The 17745-nt window shown below is 72.9% G+C and carries 15 protein-coding genes; all 15 read right to left on the bottom strand.

Going from position 1 to position 17745, the window contains the following annotated elements:
• Positions 1–434: 434 nt before the first annotated feature.
• Positions 435–1865 carry an ATP-binding protein gene (locus BMG523DRAFT_RS16760; protein ID WP_043591586.1) on the bottom strand — a complete coding sequence of 477 codons (1431 nt, stop codon included), beginning with the start codon at positions 1863–1865 and terminating at the stop codon, positions 435–437.
• Complete coding sequence (locus BMG523DRAFT_RS16755; protein ID WP_051623915.1) at positions 1865–3550, bottom strand: SCO6880 family protein; 1686 nt, start codon at positions 3548–3550, stop codon at positions 1865–1867. Before BMG523DRAFT_RS16755 ends, BMG523DRAFT_RS16760 begins: the two co-directional genes overlap by 1 nt.
• Positions 3547–5082: a hypothetical protein gene (locus BMG523DRAFT_RS16750; RefSeq protein ID WP_051623914.1), complete on the bottom strand. Its 1536-nt coding sequence runs from the start codon at positions 5080–5082 to the stop codon at positions 3547–3549. Before BMG523DRAFT_RS16750 ends, BMG523DRAFT_RS16755 begins: the two co-directional genes overlap by 4 nt.
• Positions 5083–5206: 124 nt before the next feature.
• Positions 5207–5599, bottom strand: a complete 393-nt coding sequence (locus BMG523DRAFT_RS16745; protein ID WP_131728937.1) for a hypothetical protein — start codon at positions 5597–5599, stop codon at positions 5207–5209.
• Positions 5600–6713: 1114 nt separating this feature from the next.
• On the bottom strand, positions 6714–9986 hold the full coding sequence (locus BMG523DRAFT_RS16740; protein WP_051623912.1) for a BTAD domain-containing putative transcriptional regulator: 3273 nt from the start codon (positions 9984–9986) through the stop codon (positions 6714–6716).
• Between the two features lie 137 nt (positions 9987–10123).
• On the bottom strand, positions 10124–10537 hold the full coding sequence (locus BMG523DRAFT_RS16735) for a pilus assembly protein TadG-related protein (protein ID WP_011437711.1): 414 nt from the start codon (positions 10535–10537) through the stop codon (positions 10124–10126).
• Entirely contained in the window at positions 10534–10989 is a 456-nt protein-coding gene (locus tag BMG523DRAFT_RS16730; RefSeq protein WP_035958757.1) for a TadE/TadG family type IV pilus assembly protein, read from the bottom strand. The genes BMG523DRAFT_RS16735 and BMG523DRAFT_RS16730 overlap by 4 nt, the downstream gene beginning before the upstream one ends.
• Positions 10990–11039: 50 nt before the next feature.
• Positions 11040–11420: a hypothetical protein gene (locus tag BMG523DRAFT_RS16725; protein ID WP_131728938.1), complete on the bottom strand. Its 381-nt coding sequence runs from the start codon at positions 11418–11420 to the stop codon at positions 11040–11042.
• Between the two features lie 119 nt (positions 11421–11539).
• The gene (locus BMG523DRAFT_RS16720; protein WP_035958772.1) at positions 11540–11764 is read right to left on the bottom strand and encodes a hypothetical protein; all 225 of its coding nucleotides are present in this window, start codon (positions 11762–11764) and stop codon (positions 11540–11542) included.
• A gap of 179 nt (positions 11765–11943) precedes the next feature.
• Positions 11944–12828 (bottom strand): type II secretion system F family protein, encoded by an 885-nt coding sequence (locus BMG523DRAFT_RS16715; protein WP_043591579.1) that lies wholly within the window; start codon positions 12826–12828, stop codon positions 11944–11946.
• Complete coding sequence (locus BMG523DRAFT_RS16710; protein WP_011437714.1) at positions 12825–13730, bottom strand: type II secretion system F family protein; 906 nt, start codon at positions 13728–13730, stop codon at positions 12825–12827. The genes BMG523DRAFT_RS16715 and BMG523DRAFT_RS16710 overlap by 4 nt, the downstream gene beginning before the upstream one ends.
• Positions 13727–15088 carry an ATPase, T2SS/T4P/T4SS family gene (locus BMG523DRAFT_RS16705; RefSeq protein WP_043591577.1) on the bottom strand — a complete coding sequence of 454 codons (1362 nt, stop codon included), beginning with the start codon at positions 15086–15088 and terminating at the stop codon, positions 13727–13729. The genes BMG523DRAFT_RS16710 and BMG523DRAFT_RS16705 overlap by 4 nt, the downstream gene beginning before the upstream one ends.
• Entirely contained in the window at positions 15085–15825 is a 741-nt protein-coding gene (locus BMG523DRAFT_RS27115) for an SAF domain-containing protein (RefSeq protein ID WP_043591575.1), read from the bottom strand. The genes BMG523DRAFT_RS16705 and BMG523DRAFT_RS27115 overlap by 4 nt, the downstream gene beginning before the upstream one ends.
• A complete protein-coding gene (locus tag BMG523DRAFT_RS16695) occupies positions 15822–16601 on the bottom strand; it encodes a hypothetical protein (RefSeq protein WP_235463200.1) in 780 nt (259 codons plus the stop codon). The genes BMG523DRAFT_RS27115 and BMG523DRAFT_RS16695 overlap by 4 nt, the downstream gene beginning before the upstream one ends.
• An 86-nt stretch (positions 16602–16687) precedes the next feature.
• Positions 16688–17182, bottom strand: a complete 495-nt coding sequence (locus BMG523DRAFT_RS16690; RefSeq protein ID WP_049760969.1) for a hypothetical protein — start codon at positions 17180–17182, stop codon at positions 16688–16690.
• Between the last annotated feature and the right edge of the window lie 563 nt (positions 17183–17745).

Below are 17745 nucleotides of genomic sequence, written 5' to 3'. Positions count from 1 at the left end.
CATGATCTACCCCTCGACCGGAGGCCGACCGAAAGCGCGCCGTATGCTGACCGAGACCACCCCCACCCAGGACCGGCTCGCCGAGATCTTCGGCCTCGCGAGGTGGGCACCCCGGACTTAGGTAATACACATCCGGAAGATCAACTTTGGTCATGAGCTGCGAAAACTCCAACCAAGATCGAACTATCTAGGAAACTCCCGCTAGGGAAGCAACCACGTGTGCGGAACACAATAGTCAGGCCGCCTGACAGGCCAGCCGTTGCGACGGCTCGGAAGCCTCGTGGGCAGAGCCTTCCCGCGCGTGGGGATCATCGGGATGGAGACGGAGGCGCGTCCCACCTTGACCTAGATCAATACGCCGCCCGCTCAGGGGACTGTCCCGCTCGTCGGCATGAGCGAACGCGGGTCTGTGGTATCGGCTGACAGCAGCCCTTCTATCGGTCGCGCCGTTCCGCCAAGCGGTTCGGGTCAAGGGCGCCTGTGTGCATGGCGGTGTTGGTGTCGGCGAGGGTCCATTCGTCGGTGGTGAGGAGGTGGTCGACGAGGGCGGTGTGGGTGCCGACGTGCCAGAGAGCGGTGAGGGGTGGGAGGTCGCCGAGCAGGGTGGCTTCGGTGGTAGTCAGCCCCATGTCGGTGAGCAGATGGCCGACCTGTTCGGGGTTCTGGTGGAGGAAGACGCGGACGGAGGTGGTGTTGAGGAGTCCTTCGGCGATGCGGGCGGTGGCGCTGCCGGTGTCGACCTGGGAGTGCAGGTCGGCGAGGGCGTGGGTGATGAGGATGTTCGCGGCGCCCCATTGGCGTCCGAGTCGCCACTGGTCCTGGAGGAACTTGACGATGGCGAGGTCGTCGAGGGCGATCCACGCCTCATCCAGAATGGTGATCTTGTGCTGGTGGGTCTGTCCGTACATGACGGTCTGCAGCCAGCCGGCGGCGGCGGTGAGGACGAGGCGCAGCGCGCGGCGGTGGGTGAGCAGCGCGGACAGGTCGAGGATCAGGCCGGGGGCATGATCCCAGAGGCCGGGGGTGGTGGGGCCGTCGCAGATGCCGCGCAGGTCCTGTTCGAGGATGGTGGCGCAAGCGTCGAGGAGGGGGCGGCGGCGGTCAAGGAGTTCGGTGGGGGTGGTGTCGAGGTCGGCGGCGAGGGTGTGGTCGGGGTGGGCGAGTAGCCGGCGGACGTCGACCAGGGTCGGGGTGGTCTGGTGGGTGGCCAGGTGGCGGGCGACGGCGGTGAGCAGCCGCTGCTGGCTGACCGGGAGTTCGGCTTGGCCGAGGGCGACGGCGAGCAGTGCCGTGAGCACCGCGGCGCGGCGGGCCACCTGGTCGTCGAGACCCGTCCGGGCGGAGACGGCGCCGACGCCGGGGCCGGTGCCGATGTCGAGGGGGTTGACGCGCAGGTGGCCGCCGGGGCGGAGGCGCAGGGTGGCGTATCCGAGGCGGTCGCCGAGGGGGGTCCATTCGCCTTTGGGGTCGATGACGGCGGTGAAGCGGGGCCGGCCGTGCAGGGCGGCGAGCGCGGCGGCGCGGTGCACGTACGATTTGATGATCGCGGATTTGCCGTAGGCGCCGGCGCCGGAGACAACCATGTTCGGTCCCTGGATGAGGCCGGCCTGGTAGGCGTCGATGATGTCGAAGTGGAAGGCGCCGCCGGCGAGCCGGTTGGCGCCGAGGAACACGCCGTGATCCCCGAGGCCGGCTTCGATCGACCAGGGGTTCACCACGCACAGGTGTGCGGTGGTAGCGACGTTCCACGGCAGGGCGAGCCGGGCGCCTTTCGGCCCCCACCGGCCCCATCCGCGTTCTCGCCCGGGTCCGCGTTCGTGTCGGCGTTCGTGTTCTCGGCCGTTCCGGGTGAGAGGGTTGGGCATCAGGGTGCTCCGGTGACGGTCGGCCGGGGTGCGAGGCCGAGGGGGAGGGTGGCGGCCCAGGCGGTGTGATGCCGGCCGTGCAGGGGGCGCAGGTCGACGATGCCGCAGCGGGCGGCCAGGTCGACGATCGCGGCGGACGCGTCGTCGAGGTCGTGCCGGCTGGGGGCGGTGACGTCGAGGAGGCCGAGGTAGGCGTATTCGGGGTAGCCGGCGGTGAGTTCGGCGTCGCGGCGGTCGATGTCGTCGTGGGCCTGGGTGAGGTGGACGGGGACGCGGAAGGCATGCCGGTCGCGGAGGTGGACGGCGGTGTCGACGGAGACGGTGTCGCTGTTGATGCGCCGGCGGGAGACCCGCCACGGCACCGGGGTCATTGTGAGCGCGAGGGTGCGGACACAGGGAACGTCATGGAGCAGGGGGTCGAGCCAGCCCGGGCGCAGTCCGCCGGTGGGCCAGCCTGCGATCCAGAACACCCGGTGCCAGCTGTCGCCGATCCGGGCCGCGTCCCACCACGCCCGCAGCGTGAGGCTGTCCGGCTGGAGGCGCTGCGGCGGTCGCGGTGTGCCGGCTCCCGGGAGATGGGCGCGGGCCGCCAGGCCCGGAGTCGATGCGCTGTCCGGCTCCGCCGCACGACTGGGGGCTTCGAGGGCCTTCGAGGCTTCGGGAGGCGGCGGGTCGGCGTGGTCGAGCACGGTCTTGGTGAGCTCGGCGGTGGACAGCAGGCCGCGGACGTGCAGGCCGGCGCTGGCGCATCGGTCGGCCAGGGTTTCGGCGGCGGCCAGCGCGGTGGCCCGGCCGTCGGCGTGGCGGCCTCCGCGTGTCGGGCGGACGGTCAGCCATAGCCGCAGGTCGTGGCGGATCAGGGCGGGCTGTGCCTCGGCGAGGAGCCGCCGGTAGGCCAGCAGCTCCCCCGCCGGCGGGCGCGCCGGCTGCCGCGACCGGGCCGCCGCCGCGGATTCCGGCTGGCGGCGGGGTTCGACGGGGAGGTCCAGGGCGGTCGCCGGTCCGGAGCGGACCGTCCAGCCGAGCCGGGCCACCGGGGTTTCCCGGGCGAACTGGGTCAGCACCCGGGCCCATCCGGCGGTCTGGCGGTCCTTCCCGGCGCCGTCGAGCAGTCCGAACGGGCCACCGCGCACGTCGAGGACCACGGTGATCGTCCCGGTGCGCCGGTCACGAACCAGACCGGCCGGTTGCCCGTCTGCGGTTGGTACCCGGCAACCGGTCGCCGCCGCTACCACCTCGACCGACCGCGGCACCGCGGGAAGATCCACCCGTTCGGACCGGCGGCCGGCGGATCCCCACCCGGCCGCCCCCGCCCCGATGCCCGTCGGCCGAGCGGAGGAGGGGACGGCGCACGGCCGGCATCCGCCGCAGGTGTGCAGGAGGCGGGTGTGCAGGAGGCGGGTGTGCAGCAGGCGGGTGTGCAGCAGGCGGGTGTGCAGCAGGTAGCCGGCGACGACCGGCAGGAGATGGACCAGGGGTTCCCCGCCGACCCGGACGAACGCGAACAGCAGGCAGGCCACCGCCACACCAACCCCGGCCGTCGTGCCGGAACCGCCGCCGAGCAGCCTCGGGCCCGCCGCGAGCCCGCCGACACCGAGGCCAATCAGGATGACCTGCGGGACGCTGGCGCCGAACAGCGCGGTCCCGGCTCGGCGCGGGGCGAGATGGTAGACCGGTCCGCTCATGATCCGGGCCGGTCCTCGGGTGGGGTCGCGGCCCCACCCGGACGGGCGGAGGAACCGGTGCGGGGTCGACGCCGCCAGCCCGGCGGTGCCCCTGCCGGTCCCGGCCGGAAAGACCCGCCACCGCCAGCCGGAGGGGTAGGCGGCGGGCCTCCGGGTCCCCCCAGGCCGGTCGGCCCCGTAGACCCTGACGATCCCGCGGGTCCTGGAGGACCCGACGGGCCTGGAGGTCCTGACGGACCCGGGGGTCCGGGTCTGCGTTCCCGTTCCACGCTCCCGCCGGGCGAGGCACTCGACGGGCGTCGCCGCAGGCTGACCTGCCCCGGCCGCCCACCAGACGCAGCGGTACCGGGCCCGCCACGCCGGTCGCCGACCGGTTCCCGGCCCCCGGGGTCACCCTCCCCGCCTACAGAGGTGTCCCCGGCCGGTCGGGGTCGCGGCTGCGATCGGGGCTGCCGGTGCGGCCCAGGCTGGGACTGTCCCCGCCGGCGACGCCCCGGATCGGGCAGGCTCCGTGGTTCCCCGAGCCCACCCGGCTCCCCCGATCCGGATCCACCGGAACCATCCCCCGACGGCCGCCCACCACCACCCGGCCCACCACGGCGGCCACCACCACCGGGGCCACCACCGCGGCCGCCGCGGAGCGCCTGCGCCCAGTAGGCGGTCTGCACCGCCTGCAACGCGGCCCGGAACGGCGCCCGGGACACCCCCTGCGCGAGCACATACGCCTCGGCGACCGGAATCAGCCGCCACACCAGGAACGGCATGAACGCGGCGATCCCGATCACCGCCATGCCCGTCAGATAGCGGCCCCACCCACCCGGTGTGGCCCGGTCCCCGTCCGCGGCGATCAGATCCGCGCCGACCCGCAACGCGATGAAAACCGCCGGTTTCGCGCACGCGACCGCCACCGTTATCTTCACCAGCTGGCCCGCCGCCTGCCGCGCCGACGGCATCGTCATCCCCGCGAACGACAACGGCGCCAACACGGCGACGATCATCGCCAGCGCGTTACGGACCACGAGTTCCAGAAAGACCATCACCGTCGCCAGGAACACCATCACGGAGACCAGCAGTCCGGGAATGTCCCGCGACGGCGGCAACGACACGATCGTCAGCAGCTCCTGCTGGCCCCCGTTACCGGAAAGCACCGCGACGGCGATGACATCGGTCAGGGACAGCAGCCGATCAACGAGCCAGGGAAACCCCAGGATCGCGAGCACCGCCAGCGGAATATCCCGCGCCAGCCGCGCGAACGCCCGCCCCGGCTCCCCCGACACCACGGCCGCCGCCACCCCCAGCACAGTCGACCCGACCAGCAGCAGACAGGAGACCGACGCCACCGTCTGATACGCCCCGCCCTTGCCCACGAAGAACGCCGCGGTCACCTCCGGCCGCGTCGACGTCGAGACAAAATCACCGAGCAACGCCCGGGTCTGCTCCCCCAGAGAATCGACGAACCAGCCGATCATCACCTTGGCGGCCTTCTCCACCACCGCGGTGGAACCCTCACGCAGATAATCCAGAACGATCATCTTGTTGTCCCCGCGCAGACCCCCGCCGAGACACCTGCGACACCCGAGACACCTGGGACCACCGGTGGCCCTGGCCGCGGCGCAGACCGGGGAACCCGGCTGGCGGGGCAGGGAGAGGGGCGACTCACTGGGCCAGCCAGGAAATCAGATCCGGGGCGTACACGATGACGATCGCGCCGCCACCCCCACCGAGCAGCATCCCCATCCCCCGGACCCCGCCCGGCCCGGACCCGGACACCCGCCCGATCCCGAGCGCCGCTCCCCCGATGATCGCCACGGCGATGCAGCACGCCAACGCGACCTGCGACGCCGTATCAAGAAGATCCATGATCCGATCCCGGCCCGGCAGGTCATGCCAGTCCGGCGTCACCTCGATCGGATCCGGCATCCGCCGAGTGCCCGACGGCGACGGCACCCCACCCGACGGCGAGGGTGAGCGGGTGCCCAGCGCGAGTACCGGCCCGGCCGACCGAACCGGCCCGACCGCCGCCGACGCCGGAGCCGCACTGGCGCCCAAGAGCGTACCGAGACCGCACAGCACCACCACCCACCACCGCCAGCCACACGACCACCGTCGTCGACAACGCCGTCCCCGCCGGGGACGACGCGACGAACCACGCCGAATGATCATCGACACCTCCGGGAGCGCTCGAACCCCTCACATCCCAGCTGTGTGAACCGCCACCCCCGAACCGGAAGCCGCCACGGGCAATCGGTCGGATCTCCACCGTCCAACCCCCTGCTGACTCCACGCTGGCGTCGCTACGACCATTTGACCCCGCCGGGATTCTTGTCAAGCACGCAGAGACCTACGGCAAAAGGATGAATGAGGCGTGGCCGATGCTCCACACGGACGGCACCTTTGCTATGAGTAAGAGCCGGACTGAGCGGAGGAGAAAGCGATAGCATCGCCTGTCAACGAGGACAGATCGTGACCACCGTCAATTCGGTGGTCACTTCGTGAAGCATCCGCTATTACCGCGGGTCGCGCATCCGATCGGGTCCGCGGCGCGGGGCGTTGGCGGGTCAGCGGGGGTGTGACTGGCAGGCATGATCCGGGTCTGCCGGTTGCCATGCACTCAGGTCGGGCAGGACATCGACGACGCGACGGGGCGGGCGGTCGGAAGAACGCCGCCGGCGCGGCCGGTGGGTGTGTGGTCGGCTGCTCCACCAGCGGTCGAAGGCCTCGGGATGAAAGTGACGGGCACCGCTGGCCCGGCCGGCGGCGTCCAGGGGATTCGGCGCCGGGTGGCCATCTCGAGCACCGCGGGTCATCGCCGTGCCGACCGTGCTGACGGCGACCCCGTACCGTCGCGCCAATTCCCGGATCGTCAACCCGCCGGCCCCACCCGTCGGTGACGCATACCTACCGTCAACCGTTTTCGGTGTCACGGTCGGCCCCCTCCACCCCACTGCACCTGCTGCGATTTCCAAGGTACGCCGGGGGATTGATCACGAACTGGCCGTACGGTTCTCACCCGTTAACGATCGTTTCCCGTGTCGGGTCGTCCGTCGTCTCACCATCGCTCACCATGAACCGTCACGGTGGGCCTTTTCCGGCGGCCAGCAGAAACGGCCTCTCATGCCACCGAGCGTATGTCCTGATGATCGGCGCCTACAGCCCCACACGATCAAGATCTTCGGATTCGGAGATCGACCGGTGGCCGGCGGTGGGTGCTGTGGGTGAGGGTGCGGTAGAGGGTTTCGAGGTCGGGGTCGGTGGCGCCGTCCCAGAGGGGGTCGGCTTGTTCGGCGCGCAGGTAGGAGTGGTATTCGGCGCGGACGGCGCTGCGGTCGCCGGCGTGGGCGTAGGCGCGCATGCGCTGGGCGAACAGGCCGGGGTGGGCGGGCAGGACGGCGAGGCCGCGGCGGGTGGCGTCGAGGACGGCGGCGGTATCGCCGTGGGTGAGGTGCAGGTCGGCGAGGAGGAGGGCGGCGCGGACAACGGTGGTGGTGAGCTGGGAGCCGAGTTCGGCGTCGATCCACGGGTGGCGGGCGGGGGTGCCGCGGACAAGGTCGAGTCCCTCGGTGAGGGCGGCGATGGCGACCTCGGGATGGCGACGATGGGCTTCGGCGTGGCGGATGTGGGCGTGGAGCAGGTCGAGGTCGGTGACGACGGCGGGGTGGAGGGTGATGGTGGTGCGGCGGGTCGGGAGCCATTGCCGGGCCTGTTCGCCGACGAGGGCGACGAGGATGCTGCGGGCGCGGCCGAGCTGGTTGTTGATGGAGCGGGTCTGGGCGCCGGTGGGCCAGAGGGCGGCTTCCAGGTCGGTGCGGGTGCGGCCGCGGTGGGTGGCGAGCCAGGCGAGGACTTCCAGGGTGCGTTCGCGGGCAAGGTCGCGTGAGGGTCGGCGGCCGTCGCGGGCGACGACGGCCAGGGGGCCGAGGAGGCCGATCATCACCTGCCAGTCGGGGCCGGTGTAGGGGGCGGGGTCGGGTTCGGCGGGTGGCAGGGGGACGGGGTGGGGTGGTTGGTCGGCGTCGTCGAGGAGAAGGAGCAGATCGCGGAGTTCGTCGGCGGCCATCTGGGCGGGGAGGACGCGTAGGCCGAGGGGGTCGAGTCGCCACAGAGGTTCCCCGCCGGGTTCTGCCGGTCCGTCGAAGATGAGCCGCCAGGTGGCGGCATTCTCGTCGGGGTCCGGACTGGCCGGGTGGTGGGTGACGACGGCGAGTCCCTGGCCGCCGCCGGCGAGGTCGATCAGGTCGGCGTGGGCGTGGGGGTCGTGGTCTGTGGGGTGTGGGAGGACGACGAGGGCCGCGGTCGGTTCCCAGTTCTCCACGGGGACGGCCGCGCGGGCGGCGAAGGTGGAGGTGTGGCCGGTGGCGGCGAGTTCGTCGTGGAGGGCCTGCAGGTCAGGGATGATCCGGTCGAGGAGGGTGGGGAGGTCGTCGGCGATGTCGATCCGGTCGTCGTCGAGGAAGCCGAGGGGGTCGAAGCCGACGGCCTCGATGCGGGGTGTTGCGGCGAGGGGGGACAGGGCGAGGGTGGCGAGCAGGGCGCGGGCCAGCGCGCGGAGGCCTTCGGTGCCGGTGTCGCCCGGGTCGAGGGTGAGGATCCCGAGGGCTTCCAGGTCGGCGTAGAGCTCGGCGCCGTCGGGTTCGGTGCCGAGTTGGACGAGAAGCGGGCAGGGCGGCGGGAGGTCGGGAAGCGGAGGTAGCGGGGCGGTGGGAGGCAGGATCCAGATCCGGCCGTCGACCTGCGCGTGCCAGGGTACCGGCGGGTCGGGACGGGGCTGGCGGAGGTAGACGTCGATGGTGCCGTCCGGGCGGACGAGGACGACCAGGGGTTCGGGACCTTCGGTGGGACCCGCGGGCCCGTGCACGGTGGGGATGTGCTGGGCGGCGAGTGCGCGGAGGGCGGCGTCGAGGCGGGACAGCCCGTCGGGGTCGGCGGTGGCGAGGACCGCGGTGTGCAGGGCGATGGTGCGCGGGTGGGGCGGGGGCGATGCGCCGCGCCGGTCGAGGCTTTGGTCGCGCCGTCGGCGCCGCGAGGTGACGGTGGACGCGACGGCCGCGGTGAGAAGGCCGGCGGCGCCGACCCAGACGGGGAGGAGGTTCGGCGCGGTGGTGTGGTTCGGCGCGGTGGTGTGGTCGTCGTGCCGGGTCGCTGCGGGTGCGCTCGGGGACGGCCGGGTGGGGCCGGGTGCCAGCGACGTCGCTCTTACGATCCCCGGTGGGCTGGGCGCGTTCGGGTCCGACGTCGACGGCCCGTCGCCCGGGGGCGCCGCGGATCCGGCGCTGGGCGGCGCGGCACTGGACGTCGGCGCGCCGTTGCTGCCGGCGAGCACGGGTAGTCGGAGGATCATGCCGGGGTTAAGGAGGTTCGGGTCGTGGAGGCGTCGTCCGGCGGGATCCGTCGCGCCCTGGTTGGCGTGGAAGATCTGCCCGACCAGGTGCGGAAGGTCGTGCTTCGGGACGTCGGGGTAGGCGTTGTGGGCGATGTCCCAGAGCGTCTCGCCGGGACGAACCGTGTGGGTCGTCTCAGTCGGTGGGGTGCCTCGTGCCGGTTTCGCTGTGCCGGTGGTGGCGTTCGGGGTCGCGGATGCTGTGGTCGGTGCGGGGGCGAGGGGGATCCGTAGCAGGGTTCCGTCGCCGATCACCACGAAGTCGGGTGGGAGGGTGGTGCCGTCGGGTTGGCGCAGGCCGACGCTGGCGTCGCGGACCTCCTTCCACCGGTCCAGGTTGCCGAGGAACTGCGCGGCGACGGATCGCAGGGTGTCATAGGGGCCGCAGCGGTAGATGTCCCCGAAGAGCCGTCTCGGTTCCGGTAGCCCATGCCCGATCGGCCCCGGCCCGGGGCTGGCCTGGACGGGGCCGGCCAGGACGTCTGCAGCCGGGGCGGGGGCGGTGCCACCGAGGACGGTTGTGACGTCGGCGGATGCGCTCGCCGTGGCCGCCGGGTGCCCGGACGGGCCGGTCGTGGTCGGGGTGGCGGCGAGGGCGGCCCGGGAGGAGAGCAGGCTGACGGCGAGGGAGGCCAGCGCCACCCATCGCGCCGTGGCGCGCCGGACCACGTTCGGCGCGGGAAGGCGCCATCCGGCGCGTTCCGGCACGGTCGGCGCGTTGGACACGCCGCCGGGGCGGGCCGTGCCGTGTGGACCGCGTCGGCTCCGGGCGGTCTGGGTGAGGGCTTCCCCGATGATGCACAGGGTGAGGTAGGCCCAGGTCAGCCAGGCCAGCACGGCGAGGGTGTCGGGGACGACGTCGGGGTGGAGGTAGCCCCGGGTGGCCAGCGTCGCCCACCGGGCGGGTTCCCAGGTGGTGGGCAGCGGGTTTCCCCGCCAGGCGGCCAGGAACACCGGCACGGCGGTGAGGAAGACCAGCAGGCCGAGAAGCGCGGCCAGGCCGCGCAGCGCCTGCCCGGCCGACGGGCGGGCCGACGGGCGGGCCGACGGGCGGGCCACACCGGCGGTCGCCCCCGTCCGTGAGCGTCGGCGTGCCGGCGTCCGGCCGGGTGGGGGGCCGAGTCGGCATTGATGATCTCGATGGTCGGCATGGCGGCGGGTGGGGGTGAGCTGGGGCATGGCGGTTCTCCCGTGGGTTACGGGCCGCGGAGGGCGACGGCGGACCGGGTCTGGGTGACCGTGGCGCCGGTCCGGCCGGACAGGGCGAGCAGGACATAGGTGATGCGCGTCTGAACGATGACCGTCACCGCGTCACCAGCGACGGTGATCGTGCCGTCGATGTGGTGACGGTCGAGGTAGGCGCGGGCGGCCGCGTCGGCCGCGGCCGGATCGAGGGTGGGACTGCCCGCACGCAGGCTGGCCGGGGCGATCTGTTGGGCGCCGGCGCGGGCGGCCTTGCCGGCGAGGTCGGAGGCGTCGGCGTTGGCATACAGGACCCGGCCGGTGTCGGCGATCAGTCCGGCGAGCAGGACCGCGCCGGCGAACAGCACCGCCAGCAGGAGGCTGACCGACCCCTGGTCACCGTGTTGGGCGGAGCGGGTGATGGTCACGGGCGGTCCCGCAGGCCGCCGCGGAACCGGTCGATGACCTCGTCGCGGCTCGCCGTGACGGTGCGGGACGGGCCGAGGACGAGGTGGACGCGGCATCCGGCGGTGACCGTGACGACCCCGCCGGCGCCGAACCCGGTCACGTCGGTGGAGACGGTCTCGCTGCCCGCCGCGCAGGAGCTGGCGGTGAGCGCACGGCGCGCGACCATGTCGGCCTGCTGCTCGGCGTCGGCGGGGGTCGCGGCGAGCGAGGCGGCCCGGGCGCCTTCCCGGGCGGCGTGCCGGACACCGCTTCGGGCCTGCTGAGCCTGGAAGGCCACCGCGAGGATCGCCACGGCCATCAGGAAGATCAGCCATCCGGCGGCGAACTCGACCGAGTAGGCCCCCCGGTCGCGGTCCTGTTCCGACGCCCCCTCCCGACCCGCGCGAGCTCCGACCCGATCCGCGAGCGGCATGCCCGCACCGCCCGCGCCAAGCCACCGGCACCGGCACCGGCACCAGCCGCTCATGACGTCCGACCCGCGCCGGCGGGCACCGGTCCGCCGACGGCCAGCGGCGCGGTCCTCGTCGATGCGGCGCGCTCTGGTGCCACCGGTTGTGGGACGAACCGCAGCCGTGGCCCGGAGGCGGAGCGGGCAACCGTCGTGCCCAGGACCGAGGTGACGGTCACCGTCACGGTTACCAGATCCGGCGTGACCGCCACATCCGTCGTCACGCTGGTGACCGACCGGCTGGATCGGGCGAGCCGGTCCGCGACCGCTGTGGCGTCCTCGACGGTCCCATCTGGGCTCTGCATGATCTCCAAGGCGCGCTGCGCGGAGGCGCCGGCCGCCTGAACAGCCAGCCATCGCAGACCCAACCCGAGGACGATCACGAGGAGGGTCATGACCCCGCCCATTACCACGGCCAGTTCGACCGGGCTGCTTCCGGCATTGCGGACGGCTCGTCGACGGAGGGCTCGTCGGCGGGCGGGGTGGCCGCCCGCCGCGGGACGGGCCGCGGCTACTACTGGCAGGTGGTGGGATCGGCGCTGGTGCATACATGCTCCGCGACCTCGGTCGCCTTCGCCCGCAGAATCACGATCACCAGCGCCGCGATCAGGACCAGACCCACCGCGATGACCGCCGTCGGCAGCGCATCACCCCGGTCACGCCCATCTTCAGCGGCCCGCTGGTGAAGATTCGTCCACCACAGGTGGGCCAAGGCCAGCAGTACCCCGAGTCGGCGCATCGCCGCCACCGTCCTCTCTCTTCGTCGGTCTCTTCGTCGGCTGGATTCCGTGGGTTCATGTCGCTCGTCGATCCGGCCTGCCTGGCGGCGGTGGGCGGGACGCGACCGGAACCCGGTCCGATCAGGAGCGGACCGAGCCGGGGCTGCGTGATCCGGGGCTGCGTGACCCGGGCTGGGTGTCATGGGGTGGCTTCGACGCCGGTGAGGATCACCAGCAGGGGGATGGTGAGGAAGGCGACGAAGGCCAGGGCGACCATGACCGCCGGCAGCTCCATCGCGGCGTCCGCGACGGAGGCCGCGAGCCGGGCCTGCGCGGCCTCCGCGGCGCGCAGGTGGGTGCTCTTGCTCTGCAACGCGAGGACCGGGGACGCGCCGCGCAGCGCCGAGCTGACCGTCAGGCGCAGCTCGGCGAACTCCGCCACCGGCACTCGCACGGCAAGGCGGTTCAGCCCGGCGTCCGGCGGGACATGGCGGGCGCGGGCCCACTGCAGGGCGGCGCGGATCTCGGTGAAGGCCCATCCCCGGCCGGCATCGGCCGCGGTCTGCAGCGCGGTATGCAGCGACAGCCCACCGACCAGCAGGATCCGCACCAGATCGAGATAGGCGGCCACGGCCAGCCTCGTCTCCTGCCGGCGGGCACTCGCCCGGCGGTGCAGCGGCCGATCCGCCCACACGAACCCGAACGGCACCGCGGCGACACAGCCGAGCGGCAGGGTCGTCGCGGGCAGCACGATCCCGCTCGCCCACCCCACCGCGGCCAGCCCCACCGTGGCGCTCACCACGACCAGCAGGCGGATCATCCTGGTCGCGGTGTGCGCGGCCGGGTCGAGGCCGAGCACGGCAAGGTCCTCGGCGAGGAGCAGTCGCCGCGCCCACACGGGGCCGACGGTCTGCTCGAACCGGCGGTGGACCTGCCCGGCCCAGCGGCCACCGGTCGCACCCCGGGCCGGCTGCTGGTCGGGTGCGGGGGTCGGGCGCAGGCTCCGCCCGAGGAGGAACAACCCGGCGCCGACGATCGCACCGCAAAGAGCCGGTACCGCCGCGTCGGACAGCGGGCCGGTCATGTCGCGTCGCCGAAGAAGTCCGGGACCACGGCGGGCCGGGCCAGCCGGAGCAGGGTCCGCACCGCCAGACCCACAACGCCGGCGATCATGATGAGGACCGCCTGCCCCCAGGCGGTGCGGTAGGGAGCGAGCATCGCCGGCCATACCGCCAGGACACCGACGACGGACACGGCAAACAGGCCGAGCAGCAGCACCATCGACCGGCGGTAGCGGGCCCGGGCGGCATGCAGATCCCGCAGCACCGCGACCCGGTGGCGGGTCGACTCGACCTGCTCGGCCATCAGCCGCGCCAGGTCCCCGGCGCCCCGCCGGTAGGTCAGCGACAGCACGGCGGCGATCGACCCGACAAGCGGATGGTTCACCTCCGCCCGGAAGCCGGCCAGCGCCGCCGGCAACGGCTCCTGATCGAGGCGGACCCGTAACCGGCCCAACGGCCCGGCGAGCGCGGACGGGGGCAGCTGACACGACGCCACCACCGCCGCCTTCAGCGGCTGCCCGGCGTCGAGTTCCTGGCGCACCGTCTCGCACCAGGTCGCGACCGCCTCACCGAGCTCGTTCAGCTCGTCGACGCTTGGACCCCGCCGGACGTCGTGCGTCAGCCACGCGGCGCCACCACCCAGCACCCCGAGCACCGGCACACCGACCACGACGCCGAGGATCAGACCAGCGAGCACGCCGCCCGCCACCGGCAACACGAACTCCGCACCCCACCCGGCCATCCCGGCGTCGGACGGCCGGCCCTCCCGGGGCCCGCCCGGCAGCCGGCGGCCCCAGCCAACAGGGCGGCTCCGGCCGGCGGGGACGTCCCGGTCCTGCAGCAAGGCGACGAGCAGCAGCCAGCATCCCAGGCCGACCAACGCACCGGACAGCGCCCCGATGAAGAGGCGGGTCTGCGCGTTCACCAGGCCGCCCTCGTCCGGCGCCGGGTGAGGACCGCCGGGCCGACCCCGGCGGAACCCAGTTTGGCGGCGAGCTGGTCGGAGAAGTCCAGGTCCGTGCGTACCGCCCGCTCGATCCTCGCGTCCCAGCGCCACAGCTCCGCCGAGGTCACCCGGCCCTCCCGGTACTCCCCGACCTCATGCACGCTCGTGACCACCCGCCGGCCGTCCAGGTTCGCGACATGCACGATCAGATCGACGGTGGACGCGATGGTCTCCAACACCGCCGCCTCCGGCACTCGCCCCGGGTCGAACGCCGCATACGTGCGTAGCCGGGCGACGACGTCGGCGGCGCTCGGTGCGTGGATCGTCGTCGCCACCCCTTGGGCGATGCCCTGCCCGAGCGCCAGCAGCAGCGGCAGGACGCCGCCGTCGGGGCGCAGTTCCCCGAGCAGGACCCGGTGCGGGGTCTGACGGCGCAGGTTCTCCGCGAGATACCGCGCCATCGAATACTCGCCGCGGCCGTCGACGTTGCGCTCGCGGGCCTCGAACTCCACCAGGTTGCGGAACCGCTCCGGGGCCAGGAACAGCTCCTGCTCATCCTCCACCGTCACCATCCGGTCGAGGATCGGATCGTCGGGTGTGGCGTTGACCCACGCCCGCAGCAGCGTCGTCTTCCCCGCTCCCGTCCCACCCGAGATGATCAGCCCGAACGGTTGACGCAACGCCGCCGTCCCCGCGAGCAGGGCGGTGATGTCCGATCCGAACATCCCCGCGTCGGCGAGCCCGTCCAGGGTGTCCAGGCCGGGCCGAAACAACCGGCAGTCGATGTGGGTCAGGCGAGTCACCCGGGACACCGCGTGCACCCGAACCCCGTTCGGCAGCCGGAACCGCACCGACGGGTTGCTCTCGTCGAACCGGCGGCCGACCGACGCCGCATGCTCGGCCACCCACTCAAACGCCTGGGCGTCGCTACCGAACGGAGACCGTCCCTCGATCCGATGCCCGCTGCCGCGCTCGGTCAGCACCAGGTTGACCGCGCCGTTGACCTCCACATCGGAAAACCGGTCCGCCAGCAGGAACGGGCCGAGCGAACCCAGCGGCGACTGGGCCTGGCGGACCAGCAGCCGCACCTCGTTCTCCCCGGCCGCGTCCAGCGGCGGCGCGTCGGCCGCGCCGCGCCGGATGTCGGCCAGTTCCCGGGCGAGGAGCTCCTCGGCGAGCGCGGCGCGTTCCGTCGGGGTGAACCGCCGGCCGCTGCGGCGCGCCGCCGCCACCTGACGCTGCACCGCCGTGTTGATCGTGCTCGCTACATCCTCGGCGACATCGGACCCGCCATCGGACCCGCCGTCGGACCCGGAGGTGCTCGGCTGCAGGCTCATCCGCCACCTCCCTGCCCAGGGCCGTCCCCGCTACCGCCGGCCGGGCCGCCGTCAGCCGGCCCGGGCGAAGACCCACCGCCGACACCGAAGAGGCGGACGCCATGCTCGGACGTCGCCGCCGTCTCCACCGTCTCCGCCAGCCGCTCGGGCAGGGCGAGGTAGACGACGGTGTCCCCGGACCGGCCCGTCGCCGCCGGCGGGCGGACCTCGGCGATCCGTACGTCACGGGCCAGCACCACGGCCCGGCCGGTCGTCGTGTCGAACCCCAGGACCCCCACGGCATCACCGGTCCGGACCGACGCCGAGGGCAGACCGTCCGGGCCGACCGTCACCCCGATCGAGACCTGCCCGGCGGGTGCCGTCACCGAGCCGACCATCTCCGGGCTGAGCAGGGTGCCCGCCGGTAGGTCCAGGAGCACCGGCCGCCCCACCAGCGCGCGGCGCGCCGTGGCCGGCGTGGCCAGCCGCACCGACCCGCCCCGTGCATCCACACCTACGACCGCCAGATCCGCCGGTGCCACCACCGTGCCGCGGGCCAGCGGACGGGCGAGCGCCACCACCTCGACCCGGCGTGCATCGTCCGAGGACAACCACAGCGCGCCGGCCGCGCCGAGGACCATGAGCAGCAGCGCCACGGCCGCGCCGCCCCACCGGCGGCGCGCCACGCCGCTCTGCGGACCGGGGTCGAGGTCGTCCGCGATCCAGTCGTGATCGGTGGGTCTCGCCGGCCGGGTCATCGCCCCGCCCTCTCAACCGCCTCGATCTCCCGCACCTCGACCGGCACCTCCGCCCGGGTCGTGATACCGGGAAGCGTGCCGTGTTCGCCGTCGCTCGCACTCCAGGCCACGGTCCAGTCGATGGCCAGCACCCCGGGCCAGAACCGGCCGCCCGGCGCGGCCGTGGAGGCGTCCCGATAGGTGTATGAGCAGGCCGGGGGACGCGCCGGCTCCGGTGTGCCGGGGACGAACACCGGGCCCGGCCCGACACAGGACACCGGCGGCGAGCCATCGCCCGGGGCGAACCGCAACACCGTCGGGGCCGCGGTCACGGTCACCGACGCCCCCGGGATCTGCGCCGACGCGGACACCGCCGACCACTGCCCCGGCACCGCGAACCACACCGACACCCGCACCACCGCCGCCCCCGCCACATCGGGGGAGAACCGGCCGCGTGGAGCCGGCAGCCGGCGCCGCACCTCCCGCGCCGCCGACGCCACCGCGCCGGAGACGTTCGGAACCCGCAGCCACGCCCACCCGACGATCCGGCCGTCGCAGATCCGCGCGTACATCCGGGACCGGCCACCGTCCGCCTCGACCCGTTCGACGTCGACCAGGCCGATGGACTCCGGTCGCGGCTTCACCAGCTGCTCGGCGGCCGCATAGCCCACCAGCCAGCGGCACGCGGCCGCGGCTGTAGCCGCCGGCGATCCGGCCGCGGCGCGACCAGCGCCCGTCGACTCCACCGAACCGACAAGCGCCCTGTCGGCCCTATCGACATCGGCGAAACCGCTCACAGCGCCCTGCCCATTCGTCCAGCCTGGCGTTGCCGCGCGGGCCACGGCAGCAGAAAGAATCAGCGGACACAGAACGGCACCAGCCATCACGAACGTTTTGACGGGGGACATCCGTCCCTCCCATTCCAGGAGTCCGTGGTGGTCACCCGGTCGATCTGCCACGTTTCATGTTTCACCCAGGTGAAAAGGGTTCTCTCGCTGAGAGGAATGTCGTCGACGACGATCTCCGAACCATCCGGAGCCCTGCGACGCGCGTCGAAGATAACGCCGTCGTCGTAGCCGCAGACCGTCGCGACCACGGTATCCAGCGCCGCCGTAGGCACCTCGATCTTCTCGATCACGTAACGGTTCCCGGCGCCCGGTCGGGCGGCGTAACCGCGGCGCGCGAGAAGCGCCAGCCAGGCGGTGACGTTCTGGCGCGGCGCGCCCGTCGCCGTATAACTGGCCAGCAGACCATCGACCCCACGCCGGTCACCGGGGGCCTCGACCGCGGCAAGAAAGGAACGGTAGTACCTCTCCTGCGCGGCGGCGATCTCCCTGCGTACCGTGCCAGCCGGATCAACCGCCTCCGACCGGGACACGGACGACGGGGACCTGGACGACCCGGGCGGGGACGCGGACGACCGTGTCGACAGGGGTCCAGATGGGTCCGGGCCGCCGTCAACGGTGCCGTGCGGACCCCCGCACGCCGCGCCCACGACGGCGACAACCACAAAGACGAGAACAACAGATAGCGGACAGGCGAGACGGGGACAGGGACTCGCGAACATCACGACCTCCGGACGAGGATCTCCGGTAACGAGATACGGATCTCACCGGTTCGACGGCGGACGTGAATACCCGACCCTGCCACCGTTCCGGACGCCCCCCGACAATCCGTGAACGTACACAGCCTCACGTCGACCGCATCGTCACCGCGAGGCCCTTCCCGCCGCGCGCACCCACCCCTCTCCAGCAGACTCGGCGCGGCGCAACGATTCCTTTACGAACACCCTTGCTCGTCCATCCTTGGTATCACAGCACACGAACCATGAATAGCCACCCACAACCACAACCCCGAGCAAAAAAAGGAAGCCGATTGCAATCCGTGAAGACGACTCGAGGCGACTCCGACACCACGGGCGCGCCGACCGTCGCGACGCGT

It is taken from the genome of Frankia sp. BMG5.23 (assembly GCF_000685765.2).
GTDB classification, from domain to species: Bacteria; Actinomycetota; Actinomycetes; order Frankiales; family Frankiaceae; genus Frankia; species Frankia casuarinae.
The sequence above is the reverse complement of the archived record's forward strand: the minus strand, read 5'-3'. Positions and strand labels throughout refer to the sequence as shown.

Excerpts from the sequence above, each read along its gene's own strand:
- BMG523DRAFT_RS16760 (WP_043591586.1), bottom strand. The coding sequence starts at position 1,865 with ATGCCCAACCCTCTCACCCGGAACGGCCGAGAACACGAACGCCGACAC.
- BMG523DRAFT_RS16755 (WP_051623915.1), bottom strand. The coding sequence starts at position 3,550 with ATGAGCGGACCGGTCTACCATCTCGCCCCGCGCCGAGCCGGGACCGCG.
- BMG523DRAFT_RS16750 (WP_051623914.1), bottom strand. The coding sequence starts at position 5,082 with ATGATCGTTCTGGATTATCTGCGTGAGGGTTCCACCGCGGTGGTGGAG.
- BMG523DRAFT_RS16730 (WP_035958757.1), bottom strand. The coding sequence starts at position 10,989 with ATGCCGCTCGCGGATCGGGTCGGAGCTCGCGCGGGTCGGGAGGGGGCG.
- BMG523DRAFT_RS16725 (WP_131728938.1), bottom strand. The coding sequence starts at position 11,420 with ATGACCCTCCTCGTGATCGTCCTCGGGTTGGGTCTGCGATGGCTGGCT.
- BMG523DRAFT_RS16720 (WP_035958772.1), bottom strand. The coding sequence starts at position 11,764 with ATGCGCCGACTCGGGGTACTGCTGGCCTTGGCCCACCTGTGGTGGACG.
- BMG523DRAFT_RS16715 (WP_043591579.1), bottom strand. The coding sequence starts at position 12,828 with ATGACCGGCCCGCTGTCCGACGCGGCGGTACCGGCTCTTTGCGGTGCG.
- BMG523DRAFT_RS16705 (WP_043591577.1), bottom strand. The coding sequence starts at position 15,088 with ATGAGCCTGCAGCCGAGCACCTCCGGGTCCGACGGCGGGTCCGATGGC.
- BMG523DRAFT_RS27115 (WP_043591575.1), bottom strand. The coding sequence starts at position 15,825 with ATGACCCGGCCGGCGAGACCCACCGATCACGACTGGATCGCGGACGAC.